This is a genomic window from Micromonospora sp. NPDC050686 (assembly GCF_040654475.1).
GTDB lineage: Bacteria > Actinomycetota > Actinomycetes > Mycobacteriales > Micromonosporaceae > Micromonospora.
This window is the reverse complement of the sequence record NZ_JBFAID010000002.1, coordinates 198,976-214,002: the sequence shown is the minus strand read 5'-3', so window position 1 is coordinate 214,002 and position 15,027 is coordinate 198,976. Positions and strand designations below refer to the sequence as shown.

Here is a 15,027-nt window from a genome sequence, read left to right as displayed (position 1 = left end):
TACGGTCGGCCACCATGAGCGTGGAGATCATTGACCTGGGGTCAGCACCGGAACCAGCGGTCGTCGACCTCTGCCGGCGAGCACTCGACCTGGCCGAGGACGCGGCCGACGCACCGAGCATCCTGGAGACGCTGACCCGGCGGGCGGCGGCGCACCGGCCGGTCGTGCTGCTGGGCGCGATCCACGGACGGGACCTGGTCGGGGTGCTGGTCGGGTCGGTGTCGCAGCGGGATCCGCGGCTCGGCCACGTCGACCTGGTCGCGGTGGCGCCGGAGGAGCGCCGCCGGGGCGTCGGGCGGGCGCTGCTGGCCGAGGCGGAACGGCGACTCGCCGCGCTGGGCGCGACCGAACTGCTGCTGGCCGGAAACCCGCCGTTCTACGCCTGGCCGGGCATCGACGTGCGCTACACGCCGGCGATCTGCGCCGCGCTGGCGCTCGGCCACACCCAGGACCGTACGGCCTGGAACATGACCGCGGACCTGGCGGACGGCTCCGCCGCGGTGCGCCCGACGGACGCCGCGGAACGCCGGCTGGCCGAGCGGGGCGTCACGGTACGCCGGGCCGAGCCGGCCGACGTGCCGGCGCTGGCGGCGTTCGCGCGCGAGGTCTTCGGCGGCGCGTGGGACGGCGAACTGACCGGGTCGGTGGGGCGGCCGGACGCGGGAGCGCACCTCGCCGAGCGCGACGGCGTCCTGCTGGGCTTCGCCGCGTACGGGTCGTCCCGGCCCGGCTGGTTCGGGCCGATGGGCACCGCCCCGGCGGCGGAGGGCATGGGTATCGGCGGGGTGTTGCTGCGCCGGTGCCTGCGTGACCAGTGGGCCGCCGGGCTGCGGTCGGCGCAGATCGGCTGGGTGGGGCCGGTGCCGTTCTATTCGGGCGCCGCCGGGGCCCGGATCGAGCGGGTCTTCTGGCTGTACCGCAAGCCGATCGGGCAATGACGACCAAAAGCGCATAACCCCGCATAGCGCCGTTCCCCGATGCCGGGCATCGACGCCGCCTACCGTGCTTGTCAGGAGGAGGCGGCGATGGCCACGGAAGACGGACAGACCGACGAGGAACGGCCGCCCGGCTGGCCCGAGATCGGCGAGCCGCCCGCCGGACTACCGTCCGAGCGGCGCGGCGACGGCGACGCCGAGCAACTGGCCGAGCTGGCCGGCGCCGAGGACGAGCCGCTCGCGGTGGACGAGCCGGTCCGGATCCGGGCCCCGTACGGCGGCGCGCAGAAGCGGCGCAACCAGCGCCCGCTGCCCGGCTGACCCGGGGCCCCGCCCCAGGCACGCGAAAGGGCGGACCGCTGACGCGGCCCGCCCTTTCGGCGTCTTGCTGGGGCTGGACTCAGAAGTCCATGTCCCCGCCACCCGGACCAGCCGGGGCGGCCGGGGTCTTCTCCGGCTTGTCCGCGACGACGGCCTCGGTGGTGAGGAACAGCGCGGCGATCGACGCCGCGTTCTGCAGCGCCGACCGGGTCACCTTGGCCGGGTCGATGATGCCCGCGGCCAGCAGGTCGACGTACTCGCCGGTCGCGGCGTTGAGGCCGTGACCCGGGTCGATGTTGCGGACCCGCTCGACGACGACGCCACCCTCGAGGCCGGCGTTGACGGCGATCTGCCGCAGCGGGGCGTCCAGCGCGATCTTGACGATCTGCGCGCCGGTCGCCTCGTCGCCGGTCAGGTCCAGCTTGTCGAAGGCGGTCTTGCCGGCCTGCACCAGCGCGACGCCACCACCCGGGACGATGCCCTCCTCGACGGCGGCCTTCGCGTTGCGGACGGCGTCCTCGATGCGGTGCTTGCGCTCCTTCAGCTCGACCTCGGTGGCCGCGCCGACCTTGATCACCGCAACACCGCCGGCCAGCTTGGCCAGGCGCTCCTGCAGCTTCTCGCGGTCGTAGTCGGAGTCGCTCTTGTCGATCTCGGCCCGGATCTGGTTGACCCGGCCCTGGATCTGCTCGGCGTCGCCGGCACCGTCGACGATGGTGGTCTCGTCCTTGGTCACCACGACCTTGCGGGCACGGCCCAGCATGCCGAGGTCGACGGCGTCCAGCTTGAGGCCGACCTCCTCGCTGATGACCTGGCCACCGGTGAGGATGGCGATGTCGGCGAGCATGGCCTTGCGGCGGTCACCGAAGCCCGGCGCCTTGACGGCGACCGACTTGAAGGTGCCCCGGACCTTGTTGACGACCAGGGTCGCCAGGGCCTCACCCTCGATGTCCTCCGAGATGATCAGCAGCGGCTTGCCCGACTGCATGACCTTCTCCAGGATCGGGAGCAGGTCCTTCACCGACGAGATCTTGCTGTTGACGATCAGGAGGTACGGGTCGTCGAAGACGGCCTCCATACGCTCCGGGTCGGTCATGAAGTAGGCGGAGATGTAGCCCTTGTCGAAGCGCATGCCCTCGGTGAGCTCGAGCTCGAGGCCGAAGGTGTTGCTCTCCTCGACGGTGATGACGCCTTCCTTGCCGACCTTGTCCATCGCCTCGGCGATGATCTCGCCGACGGTGTTGTCACCGGCGGAGATGGAGGCGGTGGAGGCGATCTGCTCCTTGGTCTCCACGTCCTTGGCGAGCTTGAGCAGCTCCTCCGAGACGCTGGCCACGGCGGCCTCGATGCCCCGCTTCAGGGCCATCGGGTTGGCACCGGCGGCCACGTTGCGCAGGCCCTCACGGACCAGGGCCTGGGCCAGGACGGTCGCCGTCGTCGTGCCGTCACCGGCCACGTCGTCGGTCTTCTTGGCGACCTCCTTGACCAGCTCAGCGCCGATCTTCTCGTACGGGTCCTCGAGCTCGATCTCCTTGGCGATGCTCACACCATCGTTGGTGATGGTGGGGGCACCCCACTTCTTTTCGAGCACGACGTTGCGGCCCTTCGGGCCGAGGGTCACCTTCACGGCGTCGGCGAGCTGGTTCATGCCCCGCTCGAGGCCGCGGCGCGCCTCTTCGTCGAACGCGATCATCTTGGCCATACGGCGTTGTCCTCCTGGACACTCACGGGCCACCCGGATGTGTCGCCGGATGGGCCGCCTGGTGTACGCACCTTGGGACGTCGCCACCTGGCGACGACGACGTCCTTCGGCCGGGCCGGATAGCCCGCGACGACCGGCCATGTGCCCCACCGGCGTCTCCAACGCCGGCGCGACCGTGGCCCCACCGTCCCGACCATTGGCACTCACCATACGCGAGTGCCAATGACTTGTTTAGCACTCTCCCTAGCCGAGTGCAAGCACGATGGCTACCGGTCAGCCAAGTTCACCGGCCAACCGCGCAGTGTCCACCGGCCCTTCCTGCGCCCGCTGCTCGGCGTAGGTCACCACCAGTCCGACCTGCTGGACCAGCGAGACCGGGACGGACAGCACGGCCGAGACCAGCAGCACCAGGACCACCCCGACGATCGAACCGACCGAGCCGAACGGGTCGGCCAGGAACGGGGCCATGGCGAGGTTCTCCAGGACGCCGGTGACCATGCCGCCGATGATGATCACGACAACCAGCAGGCAGATCCGGCCGAGCACCATGCCCACCCGGTCGTGGAAGATCCGGAACGCCCGGCCGATCGGGTTCTGCCGCTCGTAGAGATAGACCGGGATGCTCAGGCTCAACGCGAAGGCCAGGTAGACGCCGGGCAGGACGCAGAAGCAGAAGCCGACCGCCACCAGCAGCCCGACCAGCAGGTACCAGCCCCAGAGGCCGAGCGCCCGACGCCCGCCGTAGCGCAGCGCGGCACCCAGCGTCACCTGCTCGCCCAGCGCCTGCCGGGTGACCACCCAGGTGGCCCCGGCCCAGCCGACCGCCTGCACCAGGCCGAAGAGCAGCGCCCCCAGGCCGATCGAGCCGCCGTAGACGGCGAGGTCGGTGAAGAAGCCGGGCGGCAGCTGGGGCGGCTCGGCGTCGGCGCCGGGCGTGGTGGGCAGGTTCCCCGCCGGGGTGAGGAGCACGGAGAGCAACGACAGCGCGAACGCCGGCAGCGCCTGGGTCACCAGCATCAGCGGCACCAGCAACCGCCAGCTGCGGCCGATCGCCGCGACGCCCCGGTTCCACCAGCCGCCCAGGCCGGCGTACGGCGGGTTGACCAGCGGGTCCTGCGGATTCCAGCCGGCACCGTACGGCGGCCCGGGCGGATACGGCGGGTAGCCACCGTACGGGCCGGCGGGCGGGTAGCCGACCGGCGGCATCGCCGGCGGGTAACCGCCGTACGGGCCGGCCGGCGTGCCGTACGCGCCGTACGGCGGCTGGCCGCCGTAGGGGTCGGCGGGCGGCGGGACGTGCGGCGGCTGGCCGCCGTAGGGGTCGGCGGGCGGCGGGTGACCGCCGGGCGGAACCGACCCGCCCCAGGGCGTGGCCGGCCCGGAATGCGACGCGGCGGCTTCGGGTGACGGGCCGGCCTGGCCCGGTTGCGGGGTGACCGGGCCGGGCGGCGTGACCGGGCCGGGCGGCGGGGCGGTCGGGTCGACCGGCAGGGACGCCGTCGGGTCGACCGGCAGGGACGCCGTCGGGTCGACCGAACCGGCCCGGCCCGGCTCCCCGGCGTCCGGCTGACCGGACCTGTCCGGTTCGCCGGGGGCCGGTCCCGGTACGGGCTGGTCGGACATGGAGCCTCCTCAGCGACAAGGGCTGGAACGGCTCATGATCTTCCCTGGTCCGGGCCCGGTTGCGCAGCCCCGTCCGGCCGGCACCGTGCGGGTGGTCCGCCGGCACCGGTCGTGGCGCCGGACCGTACTCCGGTCAGGCGATGACGCGGACCCGCTCGGCCTGCGGACCCTTCTGCCCCTGGGCGATCTCGAACTCGACCCGCTGGCCGTCGTCGAGCGCCTTGTAACCGTCCATCTCGATCGCGGAGAAGTGGACGAAGACGTCCTGCCCGCCGTCGACGGCGATGAAGCCGTAGCCCTTTTCGGAGTTGAACCACTTCACGGTGCCCTGTGCCACGGTGCACTTCCTCACTCTGCGCGGCGTTCCACAACCCTCGGGACACCGGTCGGGGCCGGCACCCGGGGGACCACCGTTTCCGCGATCATCGACGGTCGCTGAACCGGTGACCGAAATCGCACGCTACACGAGGCGTGACGGCGGCGCACGACCACAAAACGGGCGGAAAGGACCGTCTCTCCCCCCGTCCCACGACCGGCGGTTCCGCTGCGGTATGCATGCGGCATGATGCACGTTCCCGCCGAGCCGGTCGTCGTCCGCCGGGTGCGGCCGGAGGACGCCGCCCGGATGCGGGCACTCCGGCTGGAGATGCTGGCCGACGCCCCGCTGGCCTTCCTGGAGACCCTGGCGGAGGCCGCCGGGCGGCCGCACGAGGCGTACCGGTCGCGGATCGCCGCGGTGTCGACCGGGGCCGGGACGGCGCAGTTCGTCGCCGACCCGGGCGGCCGGCTGGTCGGGCACGCCGGCGGGGTCGCCGCCCCGGCGGAACCCGGGCTCACCGTGGTGTACGCCGTCTACGTCACGCCCGCGCGCCGGGGCAGCGGCCTGCTCGGCGACCTCGTCGAGGCGGTCGCCGACTGGTCCCGGGCCAGCGGACGGCCGGAGCTGATGTTGGAGGTGGTGGTCAGCAACGACCGCGCGGTGCGCGCGTACCGGCGGCTCGGCTTCGAGGACACCGGCGTCCGGGTCCCCCACCCCACCGTGCCCGCCCTCCGCGAGCTCCAGATGCGCCGAGCTGCCTGACACTCCACTTGCCTGACGGCGGCCCGCTGGCGGCTCGGGTGTTAGGCGGGGGCCCCGCCTGTACAGAATGCGTCAAGCAGGGCCCCTCCTCGCACCTCAGGCGGGGCGGCGGCTCTGGACGATGCGGAAGCGGTTGGCGACGTACGCGCCGTCGGTGAGGGCGGAGTTCGCCGCCGGGTTGGCGCCCGAGCCGTGGAAGTCCGAGAACGCCGCCGACTGGTTGACGAACACGCCGCCGGTCAGGTTGCAGGACAGGTGCACGCCGGCGTCGATCGCCGCCGCCTCGGCCGCGTCCAGCACCGCCTCGTCGGTCGAGTAGACGCCCGCGGTCAGCGCGCCCTTCTCCCCCACCGTGTCGCGCAGGACCCGGAGGCTGTGCTCGGTGGAGTCGGTGGCGATGGCGAACGAGATCGGCCCGAACCACTCCCGGGAGTAGGTCGCGGTGTCGCCGGCGTCCAGCTTCACGATGGCCGGCGTACGCACCACCGCGCCGGGGAACGCCGGGTGTTCGACGGCCCGCGACTCCAGCACCGGCTCGCCGACCTTGGTCACCTCGTCGAGCCGTTCCAGCACGCCGTCGTTGACGATCGCGCCGGTCAGCTCGACGCCCCGGGCCGGGTCGGCGGTGAGCTTGCCGACCGCCGCGGCGATCCCGGCGGCCACCTCGTCGAAGCTCTTGTGCCCCTGGTCGGTGTCGATGCCGTCCCGGGGGATCAGGAAATTCTGCGAGGTGGTGCACATCTGGCCGCTGTACAGGGTGAGGGTGAAGCCCAAGTTGCGGCACATCCCGGCGAAGTCGTCGGTGGAGTCGACCACCACCGTGTTCAGGCCCGCCTTCTCCGTGTAGACGGCGGCCTGCCGGGCGTTGGCCTCCAGCCAGTCGCCGTACTCCGTGGAGCCGGTGAAGTCGACGATCTTCACGGCCGGGTGCAGCGCCAGGGTGGAGGCGAGCTTCTCGCCGGCGGCCTCGGGCGCGAGCTGCACCAGGTTCGGGTCGAAGCCGGCCTCGGCGAGCACCTGCCGGGCGTACTTCACGGTGATCGCCAGCGGCAGCACCGCGCGCGGGTGCGGCTTGATCACCACCGGGTTGCCGGTGACCAGCGAGGCGAAGAGCCCGGGGTACGAGTTCCAGGTCGGGAAGGTGTTGCAGCCGATGACCAGGGCCAACCCGCGCGGCACCACGTGGAACGTCTTGGTCATCCGCAGTGGGTCGCCCTTGCCGGCGGCCTTCTCCCAGCCGGCCGTCCCCGGGTGCCGGGTCATCTCGGCGTACGCGTAGGCGACCGCCTCCAGCGCCCGGTCCAGCGCGTGCGCGCCGCCGGCCTGGAAGGCCATCACGAAGGCCTGGCCGCTGGTGAACTGCACCGCGTTGGCCAGCTCGAAGATGTTCCGGTGCAGCCGGTCGAGGATCTCCAGGCAGACCCCGGCCCGGGCCTGCGGGCCGGCGTCCCGCCAGGCCGGCAGCGCGGCGGTGGCGGCCCCGACCAACTGGTCGGCGGTGGCGTGCGGGTAGCGGACGTTCAGCTCGACGCCGAACGGGCTCGCCTCGGTGGCGACCCGCTCGCCGTCGGTGGGCTGGTCCAGCGGGAAGTCGGCGTCCAGGTACGCCTCGAAGGCGGCCTTGCCGTCGGCGGCGGCGGTCTCGCCGTACACCCGAGGGCTGGGCGATTCCGGGTAGGCGGACCAGTACCCGCGCTCCGAGATGGCGGTAAGCGCCCGGCTGAGGGTGTCGGCGTGCCTGTCGTACAGGGGGTGCGGGGTCTCCGTCATGCCCGCCATCATGCAACAGGATGGCCCAGGATCAGTAGGGCCGTGTCACAGATCAGATGGTCAACTGCCAGTCCGTCCAGGCGTCCACCGGGCGGAAGCCCAGCCGCTCGTTGATCGCCACCATGTGCGAGTTCTCCGCCGCGTTCCAGGTGTCGACGACGCGCAGCGCCGGTTCGTGGCCGAGCACGTGCCGCAGGTTCTCGATCTTGACGAGCAGGCCGAGCCGGTGCCCGCGGTGCGCCGGGTCGACGATGGTGATCTGCTGGAACGCGTGCCAGTCGGCGTTCGGGCCCCGGTCGATCAGCGTCCAGGCGGCCAGCCGGCCGGTCGCCTCGTGCACCGCCGCCTGGTGGTAGCGCCGCCGGCCCCGGGCGGCCAGCGCCCGCTCGGTGGCCCGCAGCCGGTCCACGTCGACCTGCTCCGCCTCCAGTACCAGGTCGCCCGTCGGCGCGTCGGCCATCAACCGGCCGTCGAGAAAGGCGACGTCCTCGGCGTACTCCTCCGGGGTGTCGCCCCGCCAGGCCACCAGCCGGTAGCCGGCGGCGTGCGCGCGGGCGTCGGCGGCCAGCGCGTCGAGCGAGCGCTGATCGAGCCGGGTGACGTCCAGCCGGCGGCGTACCTCGGCCAGCGCGGGCCGGGCGCCCGTCGCCGCGGCGAAGGCGCCGCCGGCCGGGGAGCGCTCGACGCCGCCGGGCAGCGTGCCGAAGGTGACCGCGACCAACCGCTTGCGGCCCTGCTCGCGGAGCACCCGCAGGCTGTGCTCGTGCAGCGCCCGACCGACCCCGCGCCGCCGGTGGTCGGGGTGGACGACCAGGTCGGCGGTGGCGTTGCCGGTGTTCTCCAACTGCGGCAGGTCCAGCGCCAGGTAGCCGGCCGGGGCGCCGTCGCGCAGGGCCAGCGCCCAGCGGGGCGCGTTGCCCGGTAACGGGTGGGTCAGCGAGGCGTCGAAGCGGCGCCGGCAGAACGGCGGGAAGTCCGGCAGGTCGGCGGCGTGGGCGGCCACGCCGATCCGGTACGCCGCGTCGATCGCGGCCGAATCGGTGGCGTCGAACGGCGTGACAGTGAGGGCCATGGCGGGAGCCTGCCCCGGAGAAGGCGATCGGGCCAGCGAATTTCGCTGGCCCGATCGGAGGCTGGTCGGGAGGGACGATCGCACAACGCCTCCGGCGTTGGGTCGTAAGAACTTGAAAAGTCTCCGGCGAAACGCCCTCCCGCACGGAGCATCTTCCGCCGTCCGAATCCTGCCGTCAAGTCCTCGGCGGCGGTTTTCCCCCACCGAGGGCGAATGACCGCTTACTGATGCGTACGACCCCATCCCCCAGCCGGGCGATCCACCCAGCCCACTCGGGCCGGGGTCAGGTGAGGAGGCCGCTGTCGCGGGCGGCGCGGAGGGAGGGCTTGATGCGGTGGGTGGGGCCGACCTGGGCGGCGACGGCGTCGATGGTCTTCAGGCCCTCGCCGGTGTTGAACACCACGGTCTCGGCGGTCGGGTCGAGCCGGCCGGACTCGACCAGCTTGCGCAGCACCGCGACGGTGACCCCGCCGGCGGTCTCGGCGAACACGCCGGTGGTCCGGGCCAGCAGCCGGATCCCGGCGCGGATCTCGTCGTCGTCGGCGTACTCCATCCAGCCGCCGGTGCGGCGGACCGCCTCCAGCGCGTAGAGGCCGGCCGCCGGGTCGCCGATGTTGAGCGACTTGGCGAGGCCGGTGGGCCGGACCGGGGTGATCGTGTCGGTGCCGGAATGCAGCGCGGTGGCGATCGGGTTGCAGCCGGCGGACTGAGCGCCGAAGACCTTCCAGCCACCGGCCGGGGCCTCCACCAGGCCGATCTCGACCAGCTCGGTGAACGCCTTGTCGATCTTGGTGAGCAGCTCGCCGGAGGCCATCGGGATCACCACCTGGGCGGGGATCCGCCAGCCGAGCTGCTCGGCCACCTCGTAGCCGAGCGTCTTGGAACCCTCCGCGTAGTACGGCCGGACGTTGACGTTGACGAAGGCGGTGTCCTCGAACTCGTCGGTCTCCACCAGCTCGCCGCAGAGCCGGTTCACGTCGTCGTACGAGCCGTCGACGGCGACCAGCTCGCCGCCGTAGACGGCGGTGGTGACCACCTTGCCCTGCTCCAGGTCGCCGGGGATGAACACCACCGACGGCGCCCCGGCCCGGGCGGCGTGCGCGGCCACCGAGTTGGCCAGGTTGCCGGTGGAGGCGCAGGCGAAGCGGGTGAAGCCGAGCGCCCGCGCGGCGGTCAGCGCCACCGACACCACCCGGTCCTTGAACGAGTGGGTCGGGTTGGCGCTGTCGTCCTTGACCCAGAGCGGGGCGGTGACGCCCAGTTCGGCGGCGAGGTGCGGGGCGGCCACCAGCGGGGTGAGCCCCGGGTCCAGGGTCACCCGGGTGGCCGGATCCTGGCCGGCGGGCAGCAGCGGCGCGTACCGCCAGATGTTGGCCGGCCCGGCCGCGATCCGCTCCCGGGTGACGGCGGCCAGCGCGGTGCTGTCGTAGTCGACCTCCAGCGGGCCGAAACACTCGTAACAGGCGTGCTGGGCGGCCAGCGGGTACCGCGCGGAGCAGGCGCGACAGACCAGAGCCCGGGCCGGGCTGGCGGTGGTGTCGATACCGGTGACGGGAAGGGTCGACGTCATGTCGAGGAGTCCTCTCATCTTTCCCCGCGTCGCACCCTGCGGCGGGGACGGAATTGGCACCTGCCCCGTCGCGCTCTGCGTCGAGTCGCACGGGGTGGTTGCCGGGGCGTCGTCGGGCCGTATCCCTCAGCCCCTCTGGATGAGGTATTCAGTTGTGCCGCCGAGTCTAGGCGGAGGGCTGCCCCTGCTCACCCGTGATCCCAGCCTGTGAACCGCGCCCCGCCGTCACCGCCGCGTGGTCGCCGCCGGAGCGGTCCGCCGGCACTGACCCACCGCCGGGTGCGGTGGTTGTCGCCGGGAGGACAACAACCGCACCCGAAGCGGGCGCCGGGCGGGCTCGGGGCTCAGGCGGGGACCGACGCGTGGGGGGCGGGGGTGGTTTCCGCCGGGCCGGCGCGACGGCGGGACAGCAGCACGTCCACCGCCCAGCTGCCCGGGCCGAGCACCGCGACCAGCAGGAACGACCAGCAGAAGAGGGCCGCCAGCTCACCGCCGTTGCGCAGCGGCAGCAGGTCGTGCGGCTGGTGCACCACGAAGTACGCGTACGCCATCGAGCCGGAGGCGAGCAGCGCGGCTGGCCGGGTTGCCAGCCCGACGAGCACGAGCGTGCCGCAGACCAGTTGGATCAACGCGGCCCACCAGCCGGGCCAGGTGGCGAACGGGATCGCTCCGCCGGTGGCCGGGTTGCCACCGAGGACGCCGAAGATCGACGCCGCGCCGTGGCACAGGAAGAGCGCGCCGGCGACGATGCGGAACAGGGAGAGCACGGGACCGTTCAACTGCGCCGTAACCATGGGGACCTCCTGGGACGGGTGTCGGACGACGTCCAGGATGGCGGGCGCAGTGATTGAAGTTAATCGATTCCTTGCTCGCGGGACAATCCCATGGGAACGCTCCCATGATATGGGCGTGCGGTGAGGTGGTGTTAAGCAGGGCCCCCTCCTACACAAAACGCGGTGACAGAGGGCCCCGCCTTGCACCTCAGCTGGTGATGTCCTTGCGGGTGAAGCGCCAGTAGGCCAGCGACCAGAAGAGGGTGGCGTAGGCGATCGCCGAGATGCTGCCGCGGACCACGTCGTCGGTCTGCACCGGCGTGGAGAGCAGCCCCAGCCAGGCGCTGCTGTAGTGGGTGGGCAGGAAGTCGCGCAGCACGCCCAGCGCGGTGATCTGGTCGAGGATGCTGGACAGGATCCAGAGCAGCACCGCGCCGCCGACCGCGCCCAGCGCGGCGTCCGTGGTCACCGAGAGCAGGAACGCCAGCCCGGCCACCACCAGGAGTACGACCGCCAGGTAGCCGAGCACCGCGAGCAGCCGCAGCACCCCCTCCCCCGGCGCCAGCTCGGCGGCGACCTGGCTGCGCAGCGGCTCCCAGCCGTACCGCAGGGTGCCGACCAGCAGCGCGGTGCCGGCGAGCAGCAGCAGCGCCAGCAGCGAGTACGCCAGCGCGACCACCAGCTTCACGGTGAGCAGCCGGGCCCGGGGCACCGGCACCGCCAGCAGGTAGCGCAGGCTGCCCCAGCTCGCCTCGCTGGCCACCGTGTCGCCGCAGAACAGCGCGACCACCACGACCAGCAGGAACGACGCCGAGACCAGGATGGAGAAGAGGGTGAAGTTCAACCCGCCCGAGGTGGCCAGGTCGGCGAGGCTGGCGAACTCGCCCCGGCCGTTGCCGTCGTCGCCGCCGGACTCGAACTGGAACGCGATCAGGATGATGATCGGCAGCAGCGCCATGAACCCCAGCGCGAGCTGGGTACGCCGGCGCGACGCCTGCCGCCGGAACTCCGCCGCGAACGGCAGCGTCGCCGACGGGCGGTAGCCGCGCGCCGCGCCACCGGACCCGGCCGTACCCGCGCCGGACGAACCCGCGCCCGACGCCACCGACGAACCCGCCATCACCGGTCCCCGCTTCCCCGAGAGTTCTCGCCCACCAGAGCGAGGAACGCGTCCTCCAGGCGCCGCCGCGGCACCACCCGGTCCACCCCGATGCCGGCCCGGACCAGTTCGGCCACCACCTCGCTGCGCGCGGTGCCGTTGGTGTCCACCACCAACTGGCCGTCGCCGTCCGGCAGCACCCGTACGCCGTCCAGCCGGTCCAGCACGGTCCGGGCCGCGTCCGGGTCGCTCACCTCGAACAGCACGCTCGGCGACTCGCCGACGATCTCCTCGACCGGCCCGGAGGCGACGATCCGGCCCTTGTTCACCACCACCGCGTGCGTGCAGGTCTGCTCCACCTCGGCCAGCAGGTGGCTGGAGACCAGCACCGCCCGGCCGCCGGTGGCGTAGCGCTGGAGCACCCGGCGCATCTCGGCGATCTGCGGCGGGTCCAGGCCGTCGGTCGGCTCGTCGAGCACCAGCAGCTCGGGCAGGCCGAGCATGGCCTGCGCGATGGCCAGCCGCTGGCGCATGCCGTGGCTGTACTTGCGGGTCTTGCGATGTACCGAGTCGCCCAGCCCGGCGATCTCCAGCGCCTGCTCGAAGTGCGCGTCGGCCTCCGGCCGCCCGGTCGCCCGCCAGTACGCCTTCAGGTTCGCAAGCCCGGACAGGTGCGGCAGGAAGCCGGGGCCCTCGACCAGCGCGCCGATCCGGGACAGCACCGGCGAGCCGGGGACCAGCCGGTGGCCGAAGACGTAGATCTCCCCGGCGGTCGGCTGGGTCAGCCCCATCAGCACCCGCAGCGTGGTGGTCTTGCCGGCCCCGTTCGGCCCGAGCAGGCCCATCACCTGGCCGGGGTGCACCTCGAAGTCCACGTGGGAGACGGCGACGAAGCCGTCCGCGTACTCCTTGCGGAGGTCCCGGACGACGAGCGGGACGCCCGCGTACTCCGGGTGGACGGAGCGGTCCTGGCGGCGGTGCCGGCGGCGGGCGAGCAGGACGACCACGACGAGCCCGACCACGATCGCGGCGAGCAGCCCGGCCAGCACCCAGCGCCAGACGGCGGCGGCGGTGGGGATGGGCTCCCCGGCGACCGTGGGCAGGGTCAGCGGGCCGTCACCGGCCGCCACCGTGTAGACGGTCGGCTCGGCGGGGGTGGTGTACGCCTGGTCGGAGGTGGCCACCACCACCCGCAGCCGGTGCCCGGCCTCGATCCGGCGGACGATCCCCGGCAGGGTGACGGTGACCGGGGTGCCCGCCTCGACGGTCCTCGGCAGCCCGGTCAGCCGGACCGGGGCGACCAGCCCGTCGGGCAGTGCCGCGGCGCCGTTCGGGTCGACGTCGTAGAGCTTGACGAAGAGCACCGCCTCACCGGTCGGGGAGGCGGCCCGGATGCGCACGGTGGGCGCGCCGACCACGTCCACGGGCTCGTCCAGCGGCGCCGACTCGAACCGGGCGTGCTGGCCGGGGATGTCGCCGGCCACCCCGTCCAGCAGTGAGCCGAGCGCGCCGGCGAACGGCACCGAGGAGATCGCCGCCGGGTTGCCGTTCGGCGGGTTGGCGACCGGCTGGGCCGGCCCGGTCACCGCCACCTCCCGCCGGGCGGTGCCGGCCAGCCCGGGATAGTCGGCGGTGCGGTAGCCGGTGGCCACCAGCCCCCGGTCGAGCGCGTCGAAGCCGGCGATCCGGGAGAAGGTGAAGTCGTCGCCCGGCGCGGCCCCCTCGCCCTTGACGTAGTGGTCCAGCCACTGCGCGGTCAGGAACTTCACCCGGTCGGAGTCGGTCTGCGGCCCGGCGCCACCGTCGTGGCCCCCGGTGAACCAGGCGACCCGGACAGGGGTGCCGTCGGCGGCGATGCCCCGGGCGTTGGCGTCCGCCTCGGCGAGCGGGAAGAGGGTGTCCGCCTCGCCCTGCACCAGCAGGGTCGGGGCCTTGATCCGGTCCAGCACGCCGGCCGGGCTGGACCGGCGCAGCAGGTCCACCGCCGCCTGGTCGGCCCGCCCGGTGGTGGCGATGCGCAGGTACGCGGCGCAGACGTCGGCCGCGAACCGCCCGCAGGACGGGTCGGCGGCCCCCGCCGGCCCTCGCCCCGGGCCGGACCCCGGCCCGGCGCCCGGGCCGGGGCTGGGCGGGCCGGCGGAGGCGGGCGCGCCCTCCGGCTGGGCGGCCGAGGTGCCGCCAATGCCGGCCGGGCCGGAACCGGCGTTGCCGCCACCACCGAAGAAGATGCCGGCCCAGCCCTTCTTGAACACGCCCTCGGTGGCCGGCCGGCCGGTGCTCTCCGGCAGGAAGGCCCGGGACAGGTCGTTCCAGGTGATCATCGGCACGATGGCGTCGACGCGCCGGTCCTGCGCCGCCAGCAGCAGCGCCAGCCCACCGCCGTACGAGCCGCCCACCACGCCGACCCGGGGGTCACCGGCCGAGTCGGTCCGGACCTCCGGGCGGGCGGCGAGCCAGTCGAGCAGCCGCTGGGCGTCCCGAACCTCGTAGTCCGGGTTGTCCAGGTGGATCTGGCCGCCGCTGCGGCCGAAGCCCCGGGCGGTCCAGGTCAGCACCGCGTAGCCCCGGGCCACCAGGTCCTCGGCGTCGGAGCGGACCGAGTCCTTGGTACCACCGAAGCCGTGCGCCAGCAGCACCGCCGGCACCCGGTTCGCCGCGGAGGCGTCGCCGGGCAGGTAGAGCGTGGTGTCCAGGTCGACCGGCTCGTCCCCGGCCGGCCCGGACCGGACGGTGAGCGGCGCCGACTCGGTGCGGAACCCGTCGCCGCCCGGCCGGGCCAGCCAGACCAGGGCCGCGGCCAGCAGCACGACGACCACCAAGGCGGCCACGATCCGCCGCCGGGTGGACAGCACACGTCGGACCCGGACGCCCGACAACGGTGACCTCATTCCGGAAACGGTACGGCCCGGATCCTGAGCGTTCCCTGAGATCCGCCGTACGTTCGTCCGGTTGCGCCGTTCGGCGCGCGCCGTCCGTCGTCCGCGGAAGGTCCAGAGAATCCCAGCGGGACGTATTCGGATCACGTGAATTCACATCTACAGCCGCAAATCGTCGTCGATGTCACGTCTCGGCGATCCGATC

12 protein-coding genes and 1 riboswitch are annotated in these 15,027 nt (G+C 73.2%); of the genes, 3 read left to right on the top strand and 9 right to left on the bottom strand.

Annotation, left to right across the window (positions count from 1 at the left end; translation table 11 throughout):
• Positions 1–14: 14 nt before the first annotated feature.
• Both AB0H57_RS03160 and AB0H57_RS03155 read left to right on the top strand, forming a co-directional pair.
• On the top strand, positions 15–938 hold the full coding sequence (locus AB0H57_RS03160) for a GNAT family N-acetyltransferase (RefSeq protein WP_357502090.1): 924 nt from the start codon (positions 15–17) through the stop codon (positions 936–938).
• 87 nt (positions 939–1,025) lie between these two features.
• Positions 1,026–1,256, top strand: coding sequence for a hypothetical protein (locus AB0H57_RS03155; protein WP_357502089.1), 231 nt, complete (start codon positions 1,026–1,028; stop codon positions 1,254–1,256).
• A 79-nt stretch (positions 1,257–1,335) separates the two neighbouring features.
• Here the strand turns inward: AB0H57_RS03155 and groL are convergent, their stop codons facing one another.
• The 3 genes from groL to AB0H57_RS03140 form a co-directional block, all read right to left on the bottom strand.
• Positions 1,336–2,958, bottom strand: a complete 1,623-nt coding sequence (groL, locus tag AB0H57_RS03150; RefSeq protein ID WP_357502087.1) for a chaperonin GroEL — start codon at positions 2,956–2,958, stop codon at positions 1,336–1,338.
• Positions 2,959–3,231: 273 nt separating this feature from the next.
• A complete protein-coding gene (locus AB0H57_RS03145; RefSeq protein ID WP_357502085.1) occupies positions 3,232–4,581 on the bottom strand; it encodes a hypothetical protein in 1,350 nt (449 codons plus the stop codon).
• 133 nt (positions 4,582–4,714) lie between these two features.
• A complete protein-coding gene (locus AB0H57_RS03140; protein ID WP_067305333.1) occupies positions 4,715–4,918 on the bottom strand; it encodes a cold-shock protein in 204 nt (67 codons plus the stop codon).
• Positions 4,919–5,143: 225 nt separating this feature from the next.
• On the opposite strand from AB0H57_RS03140, the gene AB0H57_RS03135 reads away from it, so the two are divergent.
• The gene (locus AB0H57_RS03135) at positions 5,144–5,662 is read left to right on the top strand and encodes a GNAT family N-acetyltransferase (RefSeq protein WP_357502083.1); all 519 of its coding nucleotides are present in this window, start codon (positions 5,144–5,146) and stop codon (positions 5,660–5,662) included.
• 96 nt (positions 5,663–5,758) lie between these two features.
• Here AB0H57_RS03135 and paaN read toward each other — a convergent pair whose 3' ends face one another.
• The 6 genes from paaN to AB0H57_RS03105 all read right to left on the bottom strand — a co-directional run bounded on the left by paaN (position 5,759) and on the right by AB0H57_RS03105 (position 14,834).
• Entirely contained in the window at positions 5,759–7,432 is a 1,674-nt protein-coding gene (gene paaN / locus AB0H57_RS03130) for a phenylacetic acid degradation protein PaaN (protein WP_357502082.1), read from the bottom strand.
• 52 nt (positions 7,433–7,484) lie between these two features.
• On the bottom strand, positions 7,485–8,504 hold the full coding sequence (locus AB0H57_RS03125; protein WP_357502080.1) for a GNAT family N-acetyltransferase: 1,020 nt from the start codon (positions 8,502–8,504) through the stop codon (positions 7,485–7,487).
• Between the two features lie 283 nt (positions 8,505–8,787).
• Positions 8,788–10,074 (bottom strand): threonine synthase, encoded by a 1,287-nt coding sequence (gene thrC / locus AB0H57_RS03120; protein WP_357502078.1) that lies wholly within the window; start codon positions 10,072–10,074, stop codon positions 8,788–8,790.
• 11 nt (positions 10,075–10,085) lie between these two features.
• Positions 10,086–10,220, bottom strand: a riboswitch (SAM riboswitch).
• Between the two features lie 198 nt (positions 10,221–10,418).
• A complete protein-coding gene (locus AB0H57_RS03115; protein WP_357502076.1) occupies positions 10,419–10,868 on the bottom strand; it encodes a DoxX family protein in 450 nt (149 codons plus the stop codon).
• A gap of 187 nt (positions 10,869–11,055) precedes the next feature.
• Positions 11,056–11,967 carry an ABC transporter permease subunit gene (locus AB0H57_RS03110; protein WP_357502074.1) on the bottom strand — a complete coding sequence of 304 codons (912 nt, stop codon included), beginning with the start codon at positions 11,965–11,967 and terminating at the stop codon, positions 11,056–11,058.
• Positions 11,967–14,834 (bottom strand): alpha/beta fold hydrolase, encoded by a 2,868-nt coding sequence (locus AB0H57_RS03105; RefSeq protein WP_357502073.1) that lies wholly within the window; start codon positions 14,832–14,834, stop codon positions 11,967–11,969. The genes AB0H57_RS03110 and AB0H57_RS03105 overlap by 1 nt, the downstream gene beginning before the upstream one ends.
• Between the last annotated feature and the right edge of the window lie 193 nt (positions 14,835–15,027).

Bases quoted from the DNA above. Each gene is read 5' to 3' on its own strand.
- AB0H57_RS03160 (WP_357502090.1), top strand. From the start codon at position 15: ATGAGCGTGGAGATCATTGACCTGGGGTCAGCACCGGAACCAGCGGTC.
- AB0H57_RS03155 (WP_357502089.1), top strand. From the start codon at position 1,026: ATGGCCACGGAAGACGGACAGACCGACGAGGAACGGCCGCCCGGCTGG.
- groL (WP_357502087.1), bottom strand. From the start codon at position 2,958: ATGGCCAAGATGATCGCGTTCGACGAAGAGGCGCGCCGCGGCCTCGAG.
- AB0H57_RS03145 (WP_357502085.1), bottom strand. From the start codon at position 4,581: ATGTCCGACCAGCCCGTACCGGGACCGGCCCCCGGCGAACCGGACAGG.
- AB0H57_RS03135 (WP_357502083.1), top strand. From the start codon at position 5,144: ATGATGCACGTTCCCGCCGAGCCGGTCGTCGTCCGCCGGGTGCGGCCG.
- paaN (WP_357502082.1), bottom strand. From the start codon at position 7,432: ATGACGGAGACCCCGCACCCCCTGTACGACAGGCACGCCGACACCCTC.
- AB0H57_RS03125 (WP_357502080.1), bottom strand. From the start codon at position 8,504: ATGGCCCTCACTGTCACGCCGTTCGACGCCACCGATTCGGCCGCGATC.
- thrC (WP_357502078.1), bottom strand. From the start codon at position 10,074: ATGACGTCGACCCTTCCCGTCACCGGTATCGACACCACCGCCAGCCCG.
- AB0H57_RS03115 (WP_357502076.1), bottom strand. From the start codon at position 10,868: ATGGTTACGGCGCAGTTGAACGGTCCCGTGCTCTCCCTGTTCCGCATC.
- AB0H57_RS03110 (WP_357502074.1), bottom strand. From the start codon at position 11,967: ATGGCGGGTTCGTCGGTGGCGTCGGGCGCGGGTTCGTCCGGCGCGGGT.
- AB0H57_RS03105 (WP_357502073.1), bottom strand. From the start codon at position 14,834: ATGAGGTCACCGTTGTCGGGCGTCCGGGTCCGACGTGTGCTGTCCACC.